The sequence below is a fragment of the Flavobacterium poyangense genome (genome assembly GCF_011751075.1).
GTDB classification, from domain to species: Bacteria; Bacteroidota; Bacteroidia; order Flavobacteriales; family Flavobacteriaceae; genus Flavobacterium; species Flavobacterium poyangense.
In genome coordinates, this window is record NZ_JAALLN010000001.1 from 267,296 (window position 1) to 284,410 (window position 17,115).

The window sequence follows — 17,115 nt, forward strand, 5'->3', positions numbered from 1 at the left end:
TAAAAAATATTAAAATGCATAAGAAACAACAACTACTACTTTCATTTTTCATTCTACTGCTCTTCGCAGAAACAATGAATTCACAAGAAAAAACAGTGCATCCTAAAAATGAATTTAGAGGTGTTTGGATCGCAACGGTTGTAAACATTGATTGGCCAAAAACAATCACTGACAATGTTCAAAAAGAAAAAGCCGATTATCTTGAGATTTTAGAAACCTATAAAAAACTAAACTTCAACGCCGTAATTGTACAAATCAGAAGCGTTGGCGATGCTTTGTACCCGACAGAATTAGCACCCTGGTCTCGTTTTTTAACCGGTAAAGAAGGTGTTCCTCCGAGTCCGTATTATGATACATTGGCATGGATGATTGAAGAAGCACATAACAGAGGTTTTGAATTTCACGCCTGGATGAATCCCTATCGCGCGACTTTTGACTTAAATAAAAATCTTTTGAGTCCGTCCCATGACGTTTTCAAACATCCGGAATGGATGATTGAATATGGCGATAAAATCTATTACAACCCGGCATTACCCGAAGTTCAGCAGCATTTAACCCAAATCGTAAAAGAGGTTGTTGATACATATGATATCGATGCGATTCATTTTGATGATTATTTTTATCCTTATGCGGTGGCCGGAAAAGTCTTTGATGACACCGATTCTTTTAAAAAATACGGATCAGGTTTATCACTCGACGATTGGCGTCGCAAGAATGTGAGCGATTTTATACACACAATTTCTACCACCATCAAAACGAGTAAACCTTGGGTTCAATTCGGGATTAGTCCTTTTGGTGTCTGGCGAAACAAATCAGTTGACCCGAAAGGCTCCGATACACAGACCAATTCAACAAATTACGATGATTTATACGCAGATCCTATTTTATGGATGGACCAAAAATGGATTGATTATATCGCGCCGCAATTGTATTGGAGCATGGATAATCCAAAAGCTTCTTACTCCAAATTAGTCAAATGGTGGTCGGAAAACTCCAATAATACAGCCATTTACATTGGTCATGCTGCTTATAAAATCAGATCTGATGCCGATAAAAGTTGGGATTCTGCTACTGAAATTCCAACTCAGATTGATTTTGCACGAGAATTCAAAAACATAAACGGAAGCGCCTATTTCAGCGCAAAATCGTTCGATGGTAAAAACTTTGATATCATAAAACTTCTCGAAGAAAATCAGTATAAATATCCGGCGCTTCCGGCAGCTGTTCCGGGTTTAAAACGAATTGTTGCGGATCGTCCCGTTGTCAATAAATTTACAAAAGGCCGTTCCAATTATACACTTTCAATTCAATCGCCGTTGAACACAAAGGTGCGTTATATTGTGATTTACGGAGCCGACGCCATTTCAAAAATCAACACCGGTGATGCCACTCAAATAGTTGACAAAATAGCCGTTCATGAAAGTAATAATGAGTTTAAATTATCAATTCCGACTCGTAAGATGCATAATTACAAAGCCTATGCTGTAACCTTTATCGATTATTTCGCCAATGAAAGTGCTACAACTACGGTTGATTTAAAATAGAAATTAATTCTTTTGCTCCGGCAAATAAAATTAGTCGAGAAATCACAGTTCTAAATTTATATTTTTTTTCACGCAGATTTAGCAAATTTATTTAGATTTCTTTTCTCTCAATTACAAAAAAATATCAGCTTAATCTGCCAAATCTGCGTGAAAAAATTACCTCACATTAACAGTGAGCCTAATTTTTACAAATGGCACCCAACGGGCAAACTGACAACAAATAGAACAAGCCAAATATCCTCGAATTATAATTTCTTATACTCATCTAAAAAAACTATTTTTGGTTCCTGTTTAAAAAAGATTAAAATGCATAAAAATAAGTACTTCCTATATTCTATTTTGTTTTTATTGTTCTTCGGAGCAACGATGAATGCTCAGGAAAAAACAATGTATCCCAAAAACGAATTTAGAGGAGTCTGGATTGCAACCGTTGTAAACATTGACTGGCCAAAAACAAATACAGACAATGTTGAAAAAGAAAAAGCAGATTATCTCGGAATTTTAGACACCTATAAAAAACTAAATTTCAATGCCGTAATTGTGCAAATCAGAAGTGTTGGTGATGCTTTTTACCCTACAGAACTAGCCCCTTGGTCGCGTTTTTTAACCGGTAAAGAAGGGCTGGCTCCAAGTCCGAATTACGATACTTTGGCATGGATGATCGAAGAAGCACATAAAAGAGGTTTTGAATTTCACGCCTGGTTAAATCCGTATCGTGCTACTTTTGATTTAAACAAAAAACAATTAAGCCCAACACATGACGTTTTCAAACATCCGGAGTGGATGATTGAATATGGAGGAAAAATCTATTACGATCCTGCTCTTCCGGAAGTTCAGGAGCATTTGACCAAAGTAGTAAAAGAAGTGGTCGATAAATATGATATTGATGCGATTCATTTCGATGATTACTTCTACCCATACACCGTTCCAGGAAAGGTCTTCAACGATAAAGCATCGTTCAAAAAATACGGTGCCGGTTTAAGTCTTGGCGATTGGCGTCGTGCCAATGTAAGTAATTTTGTGCACACCATCTCTACTACCATAAAAGCCAGCAAACCTTGGGTTCAATTCGGAATCAGTCCGTTTGGTGTTTGGCGAAATAAGTCGGCTGACCCTAAAGGTTCTGATACGCAATCGACTGCCAATTATGACGATTTATATGCAGATCCTGTTTTATGGATGGATCAAAAATGGATCGATTACATCATGCCGCAATTGTATTGGAGTATGAATAATTCGAAAGCTTCGTACTCAAAATTAGTAAAATGGTGGTCCGAAAACTCTAAAAACACTGCCATTTATATTGGTCATGCGTCTTATAAAATTAGAGGCGATGCCGATAAAAGTTGGAATTTTGCCAATGAAATTCCAACCCAGGTCAATTTTGCAAGAAGTTTCAAAAACGTAGGCGGAAGTGCTTATTTCAGTGCCAAATGGTTCACTGAAAAAAACTTTGACGTCGTGCGTCTCTTAGAAGAAAATCAATATAAATATCCGGCGCTTCCGGTTGCTGTTCCAAATTTAAAACGAATTGTGATTGATACTCCGGTTGTGACCGAATTTGTGAAAGACAGCACTTTTTATACCTTTTCTATTCGAGTACCACTTAACACAAAAGTGCGTTATATGGTACTTTACGGAGCCAATCATATTTCGAAAATCAACATCAATGATGCTACTCAGATTGTAGATAAAATAGCTGTTAAGGAAATTGATAATCTAATTACCTTTTCGATACCGGCTCAAAAAATGAAACAGTATAAAGCTTGTGCTGTGACATTTATTGATTATTTTGCAAACGAAAGTACCCCAACTACGGTCGCCTTAAAAAAGTCATTTAAAATTTATTCCCCAGCACAACCAAATGAAAACAGATAATAAACCCTGGTTTTGGATTCCGCTTCTTAATTTTGCGTCTGGACTGCCTTACGCTGTAATTATCTCTGTTTCGGTACTGATGTACAAAAACTTAGGGATCAGCAACGAAGATATTGGTCTTTATACCAGTTTATTATACCTACCGTGGGTAATAAAACCATTATGGAGCCCTTTTATAGACCTGCACGGAACGAAACGAAAATGGTTTTTAGCCATGCAGTTCGTTATATCCATTGCCTTTTTATTGGTTGGTTTTATCATACCTTTAAATCATTTCTTTCTAATGAGTTTGGCTATTTTCTGGGTAGCAGCTTTTGCCTCAGCCTCAAATGATGTAGCCAGTGACGGGTTTTATTTATTGGTATTACCTAAAGAACAACAGTCTTTTTTCCTCGGAATCAGAAGTACTTTTTACAGACTTTCAATGCTTGCCGGAAACGGTTTAATTGTATTGTTTGCAGGTTATCTCGAACATAAATACGGAGACAATACTAAAGCCTGGTCGTATACCATGATTGCAGTAGGTCTGCTAATGGCTTTCATTACCGCATATAATTTTATTTTTACTCCAAAGAATGAAGTTAATACTGTTGAAACAGATAAAGAAGCACACAAAAAAAGCTTCGGTTCTGTCTTTGCCAGTTTCTTTAAGAAAAAACAAATCGGACTGATTTTAACTTTTATACTGGTATTCCGATTGGGAGAATCTCAACTGCTCAAAATGCTGAGCCCATTTTTATTAGACAAAAAAGAATTGGGCGGAATGGCATTAGATACCGAATCAGTTGGAATTATCTACGGAACATTAGGAATTTTAGCCTTGACTTTGGGAGGGATTTTAGGTGGTATTGCCATTTCTAAACAAGGTCTCACCAAATGGATGCTTCCGATGTTTTTAGCCATGCATTTGCCGATTATTGGTTTCATCGGATTGGCTCATTTTCAACCGGAAACCCTATTTCACTTTCATGTAAATTTATACTTTTTCGAAATTGATTCTCCTCTTAACCTCTATACTTGTATTACGGTTATACTGGAACAATTTGGCTACGGTTTTGGATTCACTGGTTTTATGATGTACTTAATTCATGTTGCTGAAGGGGAATCTAAAACATCACATTATGCTATTGCAACCGGTTTTATGGCATTAGGAATGATGTTACCGGGAATGATTAGCGGTTACATACAACAATATTTAGGCTATCAGAACTTTTTTATATGGGTTTTCATTGCCACAATTCCAGGTCTTATTTTATCACGTTTTTTAATTTTCCCGAAAGATTTTGGGAAAAAATCTGAAGAAGTTTAACCCCAAATCAAACATCTTTCCTATGGAAACCAATGAGAAATTACAATCCGAACGCAATCTGAAAGGAGCTGAGTTCGAGAAAACAGGGAATCTTGAAAAAGCAGTTGAATTGTACGAAGAAAATGTTGCAGAAAGCTTTAAAGGAAATCACCCTTACGATCGATTGGCCACGATTTACAAAAACCAGAATGATATCGAAAACGAAATTCGCGTTTTAGAAAAAGCAATTCTTGTTTTTGAAGAGATTACAATCGAGGACCGTTTAGAAGGATTACCAAAGCTCTTTCGATTCAAAAACCGACTCGAAAAAGCGCTTCATACCAAAACACAACTTGCCAAACAAAAGAAAAGCAAGCTTAAGTAAAAATAAATCTCATAGTACCCACTATCATGAATAGCTTAAAACGAACCAATTCTGATGACATTGATTTTTTAAATCTGGTAGTTTTACTCAATCAGGATTTAAAAATCAGAGACGGAGAAGACCATGCCTTTTACAATCAGTTTAATCATACCGATACCATAAAACATGTTGTCGTTTGTTACCAAAATGATATTGCGGTTGGTTGTGGTGCTTTTAGAGAAAAAACAACTGATACCGCCGAAATCAAACGCATGTATGTGCACTTTGATCATCGAAAAAAAGGGATTGCTTCTATCATTTTAAAGGAACTTGAAACCTGGGCTGCCGAAGTAGGTTATACCTATACTATTCTCGAAACCGGTAAAAATCAGCCTGAAGCAATTGCGCTGTATCAAAAACAACAGTACACGATAATTCCAAATTATCCGCCTTACGAGGAAATGGATAATAGTGTTTGCATGAAAAAGACTTTAAAATAATGAAAATGACAGCTGAAGCCTTAAAACAAAAAGTGGGACAATTCTTTTTTCCTGCCGTTTTTATAAACGATACCGAAGAAAACATTCAGGAAACAGAACGTTTGATAAAGGAACATAATATTGGAGGACTAACTTTTTTTCACAGTCGTGCAAGTGCTGCAACGAATTATGAAAGCAAGAAAAAAGTTGTTTTTAATGACGACAGCTACGAAAAAATTAAAGCCTTAATTGTTCGTTACCAAAAATCGGCTTCCACTCCACTTTTAATCAGCATTGATGCAGAATGGGGTTTGGCGATGCGTATCGAAAAAACACCGCAGTATCCGTATGCCATTACGCTTGGTGCTTTACCCGAAGATAAATCAGATTTGGTCTACGAGGTCGGAAGACAAATTGGTTTAGATCTTAAAGCTGCCGGAATTCATTACAATTTATCGCCTTTGGCAGACATCAACAACAATCCAAATAATCCTGTTATTGGCTATCGCTCTTTTGGGGAGAATAAAGAAAAAGTTGCTCATTTTGCTCTTGAATATTTAAGAGGAATGTCGGATGTTGGAATTTTAGGCTGTCTGAAACACTTTCCCGGTCACGGAAACACCAATGTAGATTCGCATTTAGGACTACCGGTTCTAAAGGAGAGCTTAGAAGAATTACTGGAAAACGAATTATATCCTTTTATTAAAGGAATCGAAAACAATGTCGATTCAATCATGATTGGGCATTTAGCTGTTCCGAGTTTAAATGACGGAAAAGATACCTCGGCTACCTTATCAAAACCTATTATTGAGACACTTTTACGCGGTCGATTGGGTTACGACGGACTGGTAATTTCTGATGCGTTAAACATGCACAGTGTTTCAAAACTATACGAAACAAAAGGCGAACTGGAATGGGAAGCCTTCAATGCCGGAAACGATGTTTTGTGTTTTGCTGAAAATGTTCCCGAAGGAATTCAGGAAATCCTGAAAAAAGCAAGTCCGGAACGCATCGAAGAAAGCTACAACCGAATCCTGAAATGCAAAGAAAAAGTTGGAATCTTATCTCAAAAGGAATTTGCTTCCGGTGCATTGGACTTCGAAAGAGTTTCTGTTTTAAACACAAAAATTGCAGGAAACTGTCTTACCAAAATCATCGACAATTCGAATACGGAGCAACTATTCGATGCACAAAAAAACAATCAATTGGCCAAGTTGAGTTTGTATAAAAATACGGCAAACACTTTCTTCCAAACGGTAAACTCAAAATTAAATTCTCCTGAATTTGCTTTCGAAAACAAAGAAGATTCTAATACTGCTGCGATTAAAAAAGAACTTGAAAATTTCGAAACCATACTTATCTCACTATTTGTTCCGAAAGCAAAACCAATGAACAATTTCGAAGTAGAGGACGAAGTACTGACTTTAATTTCCGATTTGCTTCAAACCAAAAAATGCATCCTTTACGTTTTCGGAAATCCGTACGTTTTGCCTATTATTCCGAATCTCTCTAAGGCTTCGGGACTGATTCAGGTCTATCAAGATTTTGAGGAATTTCAAAAAGTTGCAGGAATGCAAATTCTTGAAAACGGAAACTGTAACGGAATACTTCCTGTAAATATTGACATTCAATAACTTACTGAATATTTAATTTTAATTATAATAAAAATTTATCACTTTATAAATATTAATAATTACATCTTATTGCAAACACACTGACTTATACCCTACTTTTGCATCGAAATAAATTTTTAATTTAAAACGAAAAATATGTCTTTAGTAGGAAAAAAATTCCCAAGTATTGCAGTAGATGCTATCTCTGAAATGGGTGATAATTTAAAAATCAACATTTTTGAAGAAGCAGTAAACAATAACAAAAAAGTGCTTTTGTTTTGGTACCCAAAAGATTTCACTTTTGTATGCCCAACTGAATTACACGCCTTCCAAGCTGCTTTACCAGAATTTGAAAAAAGAAATACTATCGTAATTGGAGCTTCATGTGACACAAACGAAGTACACTTTGCTTGGTTAAACACTCCAAAAAACAACGGTGGAATCGAAGGTGTAACTTACCCAATCTTAGCGGATACAAACCGTAACTTATCTAACATTTTAGGAATTTTAGATATTGACTCTACAGAATACAGTGAAGAAACAGATTCAGTAATCATCGAAGGATCTAACGTAACTTTCAGAGCTACTTACCTAATTGACGAAACTGGAAAAATCTTCCACGAAAGTGTTAACGATATGCCATTAGGACGTAACGTAAACGAATATTTACGTATGGTTGACGCTTATACTCACATTCAAACTAAAGGTGAAGTTTGTCCAGCAAACTGGGAAAGCGGAAAAGAAGCTATGAGTGCTGACAGACTTAGTACTGCTGAATACTTAAGCGCAAACTAAGAAAATAAAATTCCAAATTTTTTAAATTCCAAATTCCAACTAATGTAAATCAATTTTATAGAAAATTGGAATTTGGATTTATAAATCAAAAAAATAACAATTTCAAAAATTAAAGCTTCAAATTTGGAATTTGAAATTTTAAAATATTGAAATTTAAATCAAACAGTATGTTAATCGACTTAAACGAAGATACGTTAGCAGATTTAGTTGCTAAAAACGAAAAAGTAGTAGTACAATATTCAGCATCATGGTGTGGAAACTGCCGTATTATGAAACCAAAATTCAAAAAATTAGCAACCGAAAATGACGCTATCACTTTTGTTTTGGTTGATGCTGAGAATTCTCCGGAATCAAGAAAATTGGCTAATGTAAGTAACTTACCAACTTTTGCCACTTTTGTAAACGGTAAATTGGTAAACGAAACACAAACCAACAAACAAGAAGTTTTAATCGAATTGGTAAGCGAAATCGCTTAAAATCAGATTACCGGACTGCTTAGATTTTTAGTCCTTTTAGATTGTTATAATCTTGATCTAAAATCTAAGAACTCTAAAATGTAAAACACTCTAAGATATCTAAAATGAAATTACCCGTAATAAAACAATTAACGCAGTTTATAGAAGAAAATGATCAGGATTACATCATCGAAACGATTGAAGTTCTTGAAGCCATGACTGAAATTCCATCTCTAAAAGATGAAGAATTAGACGTAATTGGCGAACTAATCTCTAATATGTACGGTGCGTTAGAAGTACATAAAATGGTAGTTCAGGGAACAGATAAAAAAGAAGCTCTAAACGCGTTCATGAAACGCGTCCTGGGTTCCATCGACAAATAGTCGGCCTCTCTCAAAAAAAACAAAAAAACATGACTGAAAAAGCGTTTCTTATTTAAGAGGCGCTTTTTTTTTGGCCTTCGACTTCGCTCAGGCTGACAATTCGGCTTTGCTCAGACTGACACTGGGTAACCTTCGAGTGTCCCCCAGAGCGCAGTCGAAGCGCTTATCTAATTGTTCCCACAACCCACAACAAATTCTTTTACATTCAAATTTTAATCCTTACTTTTGAACCTCATTAATTTAAACAAAAATCATGGCTTCAATAACATTAGGAGGAAATCCGGTTCATACTTCAGGCGAATTACCAGCAGTTGGTTCACAACTAGCTGATTTTAAATTAGTACAAAACGATTTATCAGTTGCTTCTTTAAGCACTTTTGCTGGTAAAAAATTGGTTTTAAACATATTTCCTAGCGTAGATACAGGAACTTGTGCGACTTCTGTTAGAAAATTCAACGAAAGCGCAAGCACTTTAGAAAACACTACAGTTTTATGTATTTCAAGAGATTTACCATTTGCTCAAAAGCGTTTTTGCGGTGCTGAAGGATTAGAGAATGTAGTTAATTTATCTGATTTCCAAGCAGGTGATTTTGGTAAAACCAATGGTTTAGAAATCGTTGACGGGCCTTTAGCCGGTTTACACTCAAGAGCCATTATCGTTGTAGATGCCAATGGAAAAATCACACATACAGAACAGGTAGCAGAAATTGCAAACGAACCAAATTACGAAGCGGCTTTAGCAGCACTATAAATTAGAGAATGGAATTCCAAAAAGACAATACTTTTGTTAAAGGCAGACTTAAAAGCATGACTTACGCTTTTAAAGGTGCCATAAAATTAATCAGTACCGAACACAGTGTCATGGTACAATTTTCGATAGGCATACTAATGACTATTGCCGGTTTTTACTTTCATATTTCTCATGAGGAATGGCTTTTTCAGATCTTGGCAATTGGTCTTGTATTAAGTGTAGAAGGTTTAAACACTGCTGTAGAAAAAGTAGCCGATTTTATTCATCCAAATTACCATGAAAGAATCGGTTTTATTAAAGATATTGCTGCCGGAGCAGTGTTTTTTGCTGCAATGACGGCAATCGCAATAGGATTGATCATATACATCCCAAAATTTATATAGGCAACAGCAAACGCAAGAATGGCAAGAACAACAAAAAAAGAAACTTTAGATAAAAAAAACGAGCCAAAGGCTGAGAATTCAAGATACTGGAGACCAAACAAACAACAACGATTTGTTATAGGTTGCCTTCTGGTCTTATTTTCTATTGCATTATTAGTTGCCTTTATTTCCTTTTATATCAATGGCCAAACAGATCAAAGCGCCGTTAGCGAGCTTGGTGACCGTTCTGAGGTCGTACAAAACTGGCTTGGAAAATTTGGAGCCTTTTTGTCTGATTTGATCGTTTATAAAGGATTTGGATTGGCCTCATTTATTTTTGTGCGATTATTTTTCCTGACCGGAATGTTTTTAGCATTGGAGCTATCTCTGAAAAAACTAAAAAACATTTGGTTCTGGGATTTATTTGCCATCATTATTGTTTCTGTTTTGTTTGGGTTCTTTGCCACCTCTGCACCCGAATTAGGCGGAACTATTGGTTACGAACTTAATTTATTTTCACAAGATTATATCGGTAAAACTGGTACCCTATTAGCACTTCTTTTCGGATTAATCATTTACCTGATTTTCAAAATAAAATTATCTCCGGAAAAGATTCAACATTATTTTGATTCAACAAAAAATGAACTTAAATCAGAACTAGAAGCTCTTAAAACAAAACCCAGAACAGAAAACTCCTATAATTTAGAGGAATTTGCTGTTGAAGAAGAGGATGAAGAATTAGACAATATTCATTTAAAAACAAATGAGTCCCAATTTGAAATCAACAAAGAAGCTTTAAAACCAACCATTTCAAATTCATCCGAAATTGATTTAAATCCGGTTGCAAAGCCACTTCAGATGCACGTCAATCCAACAACAGAAACATCGTTACACAACGAGGAGTTTGTTATTGAGCAACCTGAAGAAGAAGACATCATCGAAGAAAATCTGGCCTCCCGTCTGGTGGCCGATTTCGGATTATTTGATCCAACTTTAGACCTTTCGAATTATAAATTCCCGACCATCGATTTATTAAAAGAATATTCGACCGGCGGAATTACCATTAACCAGGAAGAGTTAGAAGAAAATAAAAACAAAATTGTAGACACACTTCGCAACTACAAAATTGAAATAGCACAGATCAAAGCAACTGTTGGTCCTTCGGTAACTTTATACGAAATCGTGCCGGAAGCCGGAATCAGAATCTCTAAAATCAAAAGTTTAGAAGACGATATTGCTTTGTCTCTGTCTGCATTAGGAATTCGTATTATTGCACCAATTCCGGGAAAAGGAACTATCGGTATTGAGGTTCCGAACAAAAACCCAACTACCGTTTCTATGAAGAGCGTAATTGGTTCTGCTAAATTTCAGGAAGCTGAAATGGAACTTCCAATTGCTTTAGGAAAAACCATTTCTAACGAAACTTTTGTTGTCGATTTAGCCAAAATGCCTCACTTATTGATGGCCGGAGCTACAGGACAAGGAAAATCGGTTGGACTAAATGCGGTATTAACCTCTCTTTTATACAAAAAACATCCGGCCGAAGTAAAATTTGTTTTGGTCGATCCGAAAAAAGTAGAACTTACTTTATTCAATAAAATCGAAAGACATTATTTAGCCAAACTTCCCGATACTGACGACGCTATTATCACAGACAATGCAAAAGTAGTCAACACTTTAAACTCGCTTTGCGTTGAGATGGACAATCGTTATTCGTTATTGAAAGATGCGATGGTTCGTAATATTAAGGAATACAACGATAAATTTAAAGCCCGAAAATTAAATCCGGAAGCTGGACACCGTTTTTTACCTTACATTGTTTTGGTAGTTGACGAGTTTGCCGATTTGATTATGACCGCCGGAAAAGAAGTCGAAATTCCGATTGCGCGTTTGGCTCAGTTGGCACGTGCTATTGGTATTCACTTAATTATTGCCACACAAAGACCTTCTGTAAACGTAATTACAGGTTTAATTAAAGCCAATTTCCCTGCAAGAATAGCTTTTAGAGTAACTTCTAAAATTGATTCCAGAACCATCCTTGACACTCAGGGAGCTGATCAATTGATCGGACGAGGGGATTTATTGTATACTAACGGGAATGATGTGGTTCGTGTTCAATGTGCTTTCATCGATACTCCTGAGGTCGAAAAAATAACTGATTTTGTTGGCGGACAAAAAGCATATGCCACAGCTTATTTACTTCCTGAGTTCATTGGGGAAGAAAATGGCATTAATCTTGATATGGATATTTCCGAAAGAGATACTTTATTCAGAGAAGCAGCCGAGATTATTGTCAATGCTCAGCAAGGTTCCGCTTCATTATTGCAAAGAAAACTAAAACTAGGTTACAACAGAGCCGGTCGTTTAATCGATCAGCTGGAAGCAGCTGGTATTGTGGGCCCCTTTGAAGGCAGTAAAGCTCGTAGCGTAAACATCTTAGACTTAAGTGCTCTTGACCAATTTTTTAATAATGAACAAAATTAACCCCATCATGAAAACTAAAATTCAGGAAATCCAAAACAACTCTATCAAAAGCACGACTAAAAAGTATTTTCAAATAGCATTATTATTGCTTTTGAGCTTCACCTCTATTCAGGCTCAGGATAAAAAAGCCAAAGATTTATTGAATCAGGTAACCGCTAAAATAAAAAGTTACGACAATATTGCTATTGATTTTAAATACTCTTTAAACAACGCAAAAGAAAACATCAACCAGGACAGCAAAGGAAATGTGATCATGAAAGGCAATCAATATGTATTAAACTTCATGGGTGTTACCAAAATATTCGACGGACAAAAAACATATACCATTGTTCCGGAAGATGAAGAAGTTACTATTTCTAAAGTAAATGAAAAGGACGACAACGCCATCACACCGTCAAAAATGCTTACTTTCTTTAATTCTGGTTACAAATACAACATGGATATTGTTCAGAATGTTAAAGGCAGAAAAATTCAATACATAAAATTAGCTCCTACAAACACAAAAGATCAGAGAAAAGAGATTCTTCTTGGGATTGATGTACAAACAAAACACATCTACAATTTAATTGAAACCGGAAAAAATGGAACAAAAACCACTTTGACCGTTAATTCTTTTAAAACCAACCAGCCTTTATCAAAAAATCAATTTACATTTGTGGCGAGCAAATATCCAAAATACTACATCAACAAATTAGACTAATTACAAGGTTGAAAATTTTAGACAAATACTTACTAAAAACATTCTTACTTACATTTACTACGGTATTTGTAATTCTATTTTTCATATTTATCCTGCAAACGGTTTGGCTCTTTATTTCAGAACTTGCCGGTAAGGATCTTGATTTGATATTGGTTGTAAAATTCCTTCTTTTCTCGATGCCCCGAATAATACCATTGGTTTTGCCGCTATCGGTTTTACTGGCATCGATTATGACTTTTGGTAATCTGGCAGAGAATTATGAATTTGCTGCCATGAAATCCTCGGGAATATCTTTACAAAGAGCCATGAGGAGTTTGATCATTTTTATTTGTTTCTTAAGTATAATTGCTTTTTGGTTTGCCAACAGTGTAATTCCGTACGCGGAATATAAATTTGTCAATTTCCGAAAAAACATCGCTCAGGCCAAACCGGCCATGGCAATTGCTGAAGGTCAGTTTAACGATGTTGGAACTTACAATATTAAAGTAAATAAAAAATCGGGGGAAAATGGAAACACTTTAACCGGAGTGACCATTCACGAAAAAACCAATAATTTTGGTGAAAACAAAACTGTAATTAAAGCAAAAAACGGCGAACTAATCAGTAATGAAAAGTCAAGCATCTTAAAACTGGTCTTAAATGACGGTTACTATTATCAGGATGTGACGCCAAAAGATTACGAAGACCGCGCGAAATTGCCTTTTATAAAAGGAAAATTCAAAAAGCAAATCATCAATATAGATTTATCCGAACTCAACAAAACGGATGACAATCAGGAAAGCGTCGGCAGTACTTATGGTATGCTGAACGTTAACGAATTAAAATACACTCTGGACTCTTTGAACAAGAATCTAAACAATGAAATAATCTCTTTTTCGGAAAACATTAATCAACGCGTAGGAATCAAAACTCCTCCTAAACCGTTTAAAACTGAAAAAAAGAAAAAACCATTACCGAACAATCTTTTGTCTTTATATACCAATAAAGAAAAATCAGACATTCTCAAAATGGCTTCCAGTAACGTCACGAGTAATATCTTTTCTATTGAATCAACCCAAAAAGATCTAAAAGACAAACAAAGAGATATCAACAAACACTTGACGGCATTGTATGAAAAATTTGTCATTGCTTTTGCGTGTTTCTTAATGTTTTTTATTGGCGCTCCTTTAGGCGCTATTATCCGAAAAGGTGGACTTGGTCTGCCAATTGTATTTGCTGTTTTGATTTTTATTACGTTTCACTTTATCAACACCTTTGGAAAAAGATTATCACAAGAAGGCGGAATGACCCCATTTGTTGGTTCGTGGATGTCTTCTTTTATCTTATCACCCTTAGCCGTACTACTTACGTATCGTGCCACAAATGACAATGGACTAATTAATTTTGACGCAATTACAACTCCTATTTCACAACTATTTCAAAAAATTTCTGAACGGTTTTTTCCTGTTCAAAATAAACAATAACTATGTCAACAACTAAAATACAATTAAATACCATTGAAGAAGCTATAGAAGACATTCGTCAGGGTAAAATAATCATTGTAGTCGATGATGAAGATCGTGAGAATGAAGGTGATTTTTTGGCTGCGGCTGAGAAAGTAACTCCGGAAATGATCAATTTTATGGCAACTCACGGACGTGGATTAATTTGTACACCACTGACAGAAAGCCGTTGCAAAGAACTTGATTTGCGCGCAATGGTTACCAACAATACTGATCACATGGAAACTGCTTTTACAGTTTCTGTTGATTTAAAAGGAAATGGTGTTACCACAGGAATTTCTGCAGCAGACAGATCTCTAACCGTTCAGGCTTTGGTTGATCCTAATACCAAACCACACGAGCTTGCGCGTCCGGGACATATTTTCCCGTTAGTAGCCAAACAAGGAGGTGTTTTGAGAAGAACCGGACATACTGAAGCTGCGATTGATTTTGCAAGATTAGCCGGTTTTAAATCTGCCGGTGTAATTTGTGAGATCTTAAACGAAGACGGAACAATGGCTCGTTTGCCACAATTAATAAAAGTGGCAAAAAAATTCGATTTGAAATTAGTTTCAATCGAAGACCTGGTAGCCTACAGAATGCAACACGACAGTCTTATTGTTAAAAAAGAAGATTTCGACATTGAAACCCGCTTCGGGACTTTCAGACTAAGAGCTTACGAGCAAACAACAAACAAACAAATACATATTGCCTTAACCAAAGGAACCTGGAATCTTGGAGAAACCATTCTAACCCGAATAAACTCTTCACAGGTAAACAATGATTTACTTGGTACGCTGACCAACAATGCAGAGCAACAGTTAGACGATATGTTTAAGGTGATCAATGATAATGAAAAAGGTGCAGTTATCTTTATCAATCAGGATATGCAGGCTGTAAATTTATTGAATCGAATTCAGGAACTTAAAGGACTGCAGGCTGAAGGGACAATGAAAGCGCCAAAAGTAATTATTGACAGCAAAGATTACGGAATTGGAGCGCAAATACTTCACGACATTGACATTTCAAAAATCAGACTGGTATCTAATACCGAACAAACCAAACGTGTCGGAATGATTGGATACGGACTTGAAATCACCGAATACGTAAGCTATTAATTTATGGGAACATTAGAAGAAAGAATTGCAAAATCGGAAACACATATTTTTAAAGCTGTTTTTCCAAGTACGACTAACCACTATGACACTTTATTTGGAGGTACAGCCTTGCAACTAATGGATGAAGTTTCTTTTATTTGTGCAACTCGTTTTAGCCGAAAAAAAGTAGTGACGATATCTACAGGCCAAATTGACTTTAAAAAAGCAATTCCAGCCGGAACTTTAATCGAATTGGTAGCAAAAGTAATCAGTGTAGGAAGAACCAGCTGTAAAATTGATGTTGATATTTTCATGGAACAAATGTATTCAGAGCTTCGCGAAAGTGTTGTTTCAGGAACATTTTCGTTTGTTGCTGTTGACGAAAACAAAAAACCGGTAGCTATTTTAGACAACTTAGACTAAAAAAGGCAAAAATTAGCTTTTCGTAAATACTGATCCTTAATCAGTTAAAAAAGCATCAAAAAAAAGTTCAAAAAAAGTGCTGCAAAAGTTTTTATAATCGAAAAAGCTGCCTATATTTGCACTCGCAATCAGATAACGAAAGCGACATACTGGAGAAATGGCAGAGCGGTCGAATGCGGCAGTCTTGAAAACTGTTGACTGTAACAGGTCCGGGGGTTCGAATCCCTCTTTCTCCGCCAGTAGAAGTTTCAAAAGAAACTTTAAAAGTCAAAAGCCTTTAAATACTAGTATTTAAAGGCTTTTTTGTTCTTTATACTTTGTCAAAGAACACATATATTATCAAAGGACAGTTACCCTATTAGTTACCCAAATTAATTTTTGCCTCTTTTGTGAGAATTAGGGTAACCATACCAGTAGAATTCCCCGGGTATTCCCTGTAAATATAGGCTTCTTTCAAAGTTTTTAAGTCAATTTAAATTAATTAAAAAACTAGAAATCATGCTAAAAGTAATTTTTTACATCAAAACTGAGAAGGCTAATGGGAATGGTCTTTCCCCGATTATTGCTAAAATCTCATACAAGCAACAATCCATTACAATGTCAACCGGTAAATTAATATCTAAAGACAGATGGCAGTTCACAAATAATCTCAGAAGTGTCCTTAAAATAGAAAAAGTAATTAAGCAATCACTTGATCTGTTTCACATGACTATTGAAAAGAAATTTAACGAACTGGCCAAAATTGATACAAATATTTCCTTATTTCTACTCAAATAATGAAGTGAAAGGAAAAGTTAAAGTTAAATCTAAAACCATTAGCATTGTCGAAGTAATGGAAAAACACAACGAATATTTTAAAAGAAAAGTTCATTTAGGAGAGCGAGCTAAAGCCTCTCTTCAAAAATATGAAAGAGCTAAAGAGTTAATAGTTAATTTTATGAAGAAACAGTACAGCATTGATAATATTGACGCTTTAGAAATACATGCATTAACAAATTAGAGCCATTAAAACTATAAT

At 35.6% G+C, this 17,115-nt stretch carries 18 protein-coding genes and 1 tRNA gene; all 19 read left to right on the forward strand.

Annotated features, from left to right (window positions below):
* Nucleotides 1-14: 14 nt before the first annotated feature.
* Entirely contained in the window at nt 15-1,544 is a 1,530-nt protein-coding gene (locus tag G3A47_RS01045; protein ID WP_166919601.1) for a glycoside hydrolase family 10 protein, read from the forward strand.
* A gap of 306 nt (nt 1,545-1,850) precedes the next feature.
* A complete protein-coding gene (locus G3A47_RS01050) occupies nt 1,851-3,422 on the forward strand; it encodes a glycoside hydrolase family 10 protein (RefSeq protein ID WP_166919603.1) in 1,572 nt (523 codons plus the stop codon).
* On the forward strand, nt 3,409-4,731 hold the full coding sequence (locus G3A47_RS01055) for an MFS transporter (protein WP_166919604.1): 1,323 nt from the start codon (nt 3,409-3,411) through the stop codon (nt 4,729-4,731). The genes G3A47_RS01050 and G3A47_RS01055 overlap by 14 nt, the downstream gene beginning before the upstream one ends.
* Before the next feature lie 22 nt (nt 4,732-4,753).
* A complete protein-coding gene (locus G3A47_RS01060; RefSeq protein ID WP_166919606.1) occupies nt 4,754-5,095 on the forward strand; it encodes a hypothetical protein in 342 nt (113 codons plus the stop codon).
* 26 nt (nt 5,096-5,121) lie between these two features.
* A complete protein-coding gene (locus G3A47_RS01065) occupies nt 5,122-5,574 on the forward strand; it encodes a GNAT family N-acetyltransferase (RefSeq protein ID WP_166919607.1) in 453 nt (150 codons plus the stop codon).
* Nucleotides 5,574-7,187, forward strand: coding sequence for a glycoside hydrolase family 3 protein (locus tag G3A47_RS01070; protein WP_166919609.1), 1,614 nt, complete (start codon nt 5,574-5,576; stop codon nt 7,185-7,187). Before G3A47_RS01065 ends, G3A47_RS01070 begins: the two co-directional genes overlap by 1 nt.
* 135 nt (nt 7,188-7,322) lie before the next feature.
* Nucleotides 7,323-7,961: a peroxiredoxin gene (locus tag G3A47_RS01075; protein WP_166919610.1), complete on the forward strand. Its 639-nt coding sequence runs from the start codon at nt 7,323-7,325 to the stop codon at nt 7,959-7,961.
* A gap of 167 nt (nt 7,962-8,128) precedes the next feature.
* The gene (locus G3A47_RS01080) at nt 8,129-8,437 is read left to right on the forward strand and encodes a thioredoxin family protein (RefSeq protein ID WP_166919612.1); all 309 of its coding nucleotides are present in this window, start codon (nt 8,129-8,131) and stop codon (nt 8,435-8,437) included.
* 104 nt (nt 8,438-8,541) lie between these two features.
* Complete coding sequence (locus tag G3A47_RS01085; RefSeq protein ID WP_017495510.1) at nt 8,542-8,799, forward strand: DUF6952 family protein; 258 nt, start codon at nt 8,542-8,544, stop codon at nt 8,797-8,799.
* A 253-nt stretch (nt 8,800-9,052) separates the two neighbouring features.
* Nucleotides 9,053-9,550 carry a thiol peroxidase gene (gene tpx / locus G3A47_RS01090; RefSeq protein WP_166919613.1) on the forward strand — a complete coding sequence of 166 codons (498 nt, stop codon included), beginning with the start codon at nt 9,053-9,055 and terminating at the stop codon, nt 9,548-9,550.
* An 8-nt stretch (nt 9,551-9,558) separates the two neighbouring features.
* Nucleotides 9,559-9,933 carry a diacylglycerol kinase family protein gene (locus G3A47_RS01095; RefSeq protein WP_166919614.1) on the forward strand — a complete coding sequence of 125 codons (375 nt, stop codon included), beginning with the start codon at nt 9,559-9,561 and terminating at the stop codon, nt 9,931-9,933.
* A gap of 18 nt (nt 9,934-9,951) precedes the next feature.
* On the forward strand, nt 9,952-12,396 hold the full coding sequence (locus G3A47_RS01100) for a DNA translocase FtsK (protein WP_166919616.1): 2,445 nt from the start codon (nt 9,952-9,954) through the stop codon (nt 12,394-12,396).
* A gap of 7 nt (nt 12,397-12,403) precedes the next feature.
* Nucleotides 12,404-13,096 carry a LolA family protein gene (locus G3A47_RS01105; RefSeq protein ID WP_166919618.1) on the forward strand — a complete coding sequence of 231 codons (693 nt, stop codon included), beginning with the start codon at nt 12,404-12,406 and terminating at the stop codon, nt 13,094-13,096.
* 8 nt (nt 13,097-13,104) lie between these two features.
* Nucleotides 13,105-14,559: an LptF/LptG family permease gene (locus tag G3A47_RS01110; protein WP_166919619.1), complete on the forward strand. Its 1,455-nt coding sequence runs from the start codon at nt 13,105-13,107 to the stop codon at nt 14,557-14,559.
* Between the two features lie 2 nt (nt 14,560-14,561).
* Nucleotides 14,562-15,695 carry a 3,4-dihydroxy-2-butanone-4-phosphate synthase gene (ribB, locus tag G3A47_RS01115; RefSeq protein WP_166919620.1) on the forward strand — a complete coding sequence of 378 codons (1,134 nt, stop codon included), beginning with the start codon at nt 14,562-14,564 and terminating at the stop codon, nt 15,693-15,695.
* Between the two features lie 3 nt (nt 15,696-15,698).
* Nucleotides 15,699-16,097, forward strand: a complete 399-nt coding sequence (locus G3A47_RS01120; protein ID WP_166919621.1) for an acyl-CoA thioesterase — start codon at nt 15,699-15,701, stop codon at nt 16,095-16,097.
* 151 nt (nt 16,098-16,248) lie between these two features.
* Nucleotides 16,249-16,336, forward strand: a tRNA-Ser gene (locus G3A47_RS01125).
* Between the two features lie 259 nt (nt 16,337-16,595).
* Nucleotides 16,596-16,874: a hypothetical protein gene (locus tag G3A47_RS01130; protein ID WP_166919622.1), complete on the forward strand. Its 279-nt coding sequence runs from the start codon at nt 16,596-16,598 to the stop codon at nt 16,872-16,874.
* Between the two features lie 4 nt (nt 16,875-16,878).
* A complete protein-coding gene (locus G3A47_RS01135; RefSeq protein ID WP_166919623.1) occupies nt 16,879-17,097 on the forward strand; it encodes a hypothetical protein in 219 nt (72 codons plus the stop codon).
* The last annotated feature ends 18 nt before the right edge of the window (nt 17,098-17,115 follow it).